3 protein-coding genes are annotated in these 2,925 nt (G+C 37.9%); 2 read left to right on the forward strand and 1 reads right to left on the reverse strand.

Features of this window, described 5'->3' with window-relative positions; translation table 11 throughout:
* Positions 1–94: 94 nt before the first annotated feature.
* Complete coding sequence (locus AACX68_RS05945) at positions 95–682, reverse strand: glutathione S-transferase family protein (protein ID WP_228860814.1); 588 nt, start codon at positions 680–682, stop codon at positions 95–97.
* A gap of 238 nt (positions 683–920) precedes the next feature.
* Between AACX68_RS05945 and AACX68_RS05950 the strand changes: the two genes are divergently transcribed.
* Positions 921–1,661 carry a hypothetical protein gene (locus AACX68_RS05950; RefSeq protein ID WP_228860815.1) on the forward strand — a complete coding sequence of 247 codons (741 nt, stop codon included), beginning with the start codon at positions 921–923 and terminating at the stop codon, positions 1,659–1,661.
* Positions 1,662–1,816: 155 nt separating this feature from the next.
* On the forward strand, positions 1,817–2,419 hold the full coding sequence (locus AACX68_RS05955) for a DJ-1/PfpI family protein (RefSeq protein ID WP_228860816.1): 603 nt from the start codon (positions 1,817–1,819) through the stop codon (positions 2,417–2,419).
* Positions 2,420–2,925: the final 506 nt, after the last annotated feature.

The raw sequence follows: 2,925 nt of genomic DNA on the forward strand, positions 1-2,925 counted from the left end.
ATTTATGTGGCAGCTTATTCGTAATGTGAAAATTTTTTTGAAAAGGGCCTCGTTAACGAATTGGAAAGAAATGAGAAAAATAAGAGTCTCATCATTATGACAAGCTATTTAAATATGCTACCCGGTTAGTTGCTCTATTGATGTAATCGTTGATAGCTGGGCTTATACTGATACCACCTAATTTAGCCCAAAGAAGCGTATGTGACATAAAAATATCCGCTAAGGTAAAACTATTACCTGCAATCCACTCAAAACCCTCATCAAATTTCAGCTGGTTGATTACTTTCTCGGATTCTTTTTTAAAATAATTAACTAATTCTAAAGAGCGTTTTTCTTCGGGGATAAAAATTATTTGCTTTAGTAAATTCCAGATTGGAGATTCTAAGTCTGTAAGCGCAAAACTAAGCCAGGAATTGATGATTGCTCTTTCTTTTAAATCAGTCGAATAAAAACTTTTTTTGGGGTATTTCTCGCATAAATAAAGACATATAGCTAATGTTTCTTCTATTGGTATATCGCCATCAATCATAAAAGGGACTTTTCCTCGAGAGTGAGGAGATGTAATACTGGGGTTATCATTAAGTAAATCAACTCTGATCGTATCGTAGGACGATACACCAAGTTCTTCTAATACCCATAAAACTCTTAATGAACGGCTTTTAGGAAAGGTATATATTTTCATGTGAGCTCCTTAATTGGATATGTAAAAATAGCATAAACATTCTGAAGTTGAGATACCAATAAGACTATATTGGTAACAGATTTACGGGATATATTTATACACAATGGATTTCAAGATGCATCGCGGCGGCAAGAGAGAGAATCCCCAGGAGCATAGATAACTATGTGACTGGGGTGAGTGAGCGCAGCCAACAAAGAGGCAACTTGAAAGACGAAGTGTATAGGTTAGGACGAATATAATGAAAAGAATAGGTGCTTTATTTTTTATGGTTGTCTCTTTCCCTTTAATGGCGAGCGAAACCTTAAACGTAATCAAACCAACCGTATTAGTTGCGTTGAAAGAAGGGAGTGAACAATATCAGGGTGTATGTAACGCACTAAAAAAGAAGTGTGAACGTGAAGCCAAAATTTGGAAAGTGAGAGGGGGAGAGGATATATTTTATTTCACAAACCCATCACTTGAACTTATCAAGATTCGAAAGGTAAGTGGCGCTTACATTCAGGATGGTTTATGGGATTTTGGTGGCTACAAACATAGTTATGAGGGAGCTGATCCTGATGAGGAATTGAATGATAACGGTGTTTATATATATCCAGCATTATATCCACTGAGTAAAACTAAGCAGGCTGTTGCCTTAGTTTCGAATTGGGGAGTAGGATATTCTGGTGGTGGTCGTGAAGAAGAATTTGCTGATTTTATGATGCTTAATAATGATGGTTCATATGAGGCGGCATTTAAAAGTATTCTTTTTTCATCAATGGAAATGATCAGGGCATGTTTTTCTGAAGAGGATTATGCAAGAAACTTGCATTGTCATGATGGAGGATGGAGTATTTTGAATCTGAAGTTTATTGATAGTGGTAAAGAGTATTATTCCTATAAATTTATACAAAAGTCATATGGTTGGCCTTCATTTACAGATAAATCAGCAATCAAGGTTGAGATAAGTGAAAGTATAGAATACCCATTCCAGCAATAAATTATTTTTCGGCCTTAATTAGCCAATAAAAGTGACCAATTAATTAGCAATCATCATGTGTACTGTAAAAATGTTTTCATTTAAGCTTTGAGCTTCTTTCTGGGATTTGGCCTTTCAGCGCCATCATACAATGTCTTTCTGTTGCTGAGGTGTATATGTATACCATTGCTATAGTGATCTTTGATGAATTTACCGATATTGACTACTTCCTTATGCGTGACATTTTTGGTCGGGAAAAACAGAACTGGCAGGTTAAAGTACTGGGAACCAAACCAGAGCATGTATCAACTCTAGGGCAAGCAGTAAAAACGGATGGGCCAGTGGCATTAGCGAACGACGCAGATGTTGTCATTTTCAGTAGTGGTTATAAAGGAGTTCCTGCGGCATTGGCCAATTCAGATTTTATGGATGCATTACAACTCAACCCACAAAAACAACTAATAGGTTCGGTTTGTTCGGGCGCATTTATCTTGCATAAACTGGGGTTACTGGATGGATTAAAAGTCACTACGCATCCTGATGCCATGGGTCGTTTTAGAGAAATGGGCATTGAACCGGAAAATACGCCGATTGTTATTCAAGGTAATATCGCTACCGCAGGAGGCTGTTTATCAGCAATGTATTTGACGGGATGGGTTGCCCAGCGTTTATTCGATGATGAAAAACGCCGTAATATTCACCGTCAGTTAATACCAGCCGGGCAGGAATTACATTTTGAAACATTGATCGCCCAGACGTTGGCTGATGCTTACGTGTAAAAAGTACGATACATGACTTTCTGTTTAACGGTATTTACTGCTTCACTATCCTCAATAACGTCTCTTGTTGGGATATATCAATGCCCCTTTCGTAGAAAGGGGATTTTCACTATTGCTATTGTTCATTTTTTAATTTTGCATTTAATACAAATGTATGTTGAGTTTTTTTCTTAAATGACTCGTCATTGCGGTTGCCAGCAATCCCCCGGAACATAGATAACTATGTGGTTGGGGGAATGAGCGCAGCTAATGAAGAGGCAACCTGAAAGGTGAAGTGTATATCCTGCTAGTACTACAGTCGTAACGATTCCGTCATCAGGCGCTTTGCCTGGTAGCGGTAGTGACATTGTTGCGCATAGTATTGATGTCGTCGTCGCCAATCTGACCAAGATAAAAGACCTTGTTTAGTATTTTGTGTAATCGCCATTTTCGTTTAAACGTGACCGTCTAAACGGTCACCAAATTCAATCATAAAACGACTCATCGCAAGACGCCAATCTTGGATA

It is taken from the genome of Xenorhabdus sp. PB61.4 (assembly GCF_963894935.1).
Lineage (GTDB): Bacteria > Pseudomonadota > Gammaproteobacteria > Enterobacterales > Enterobacteriaceae > Xenorhabdus > Xenorhabdus stockiae.

What these genes read in the sequence shown, in the direction of transcription:
- AACX68_RS05945 (WP_228860814.1), bottom strand. Translation starts at nt 682, where the DNA reads ATGAAAATATATACCTTTCCTAAAAGCCGTTCATTAAGAGTTTTATGG.
- AACX68_RS05950 (WP_228860815.1), top strand. Translation starts at nt 921, where the DNA reads ATGAAAAGAATAGGTGCTTTATTTTTTATGGTTGTCTCTTTCCCTTTA.
- AACX68_RS05955 (WP_228860816.1), top strand. Translation starts at nt 1,817, where the DNA reads ATGTATACCATTGCTATAGTGATCTTTGATGAATTTACCGATATTGAC.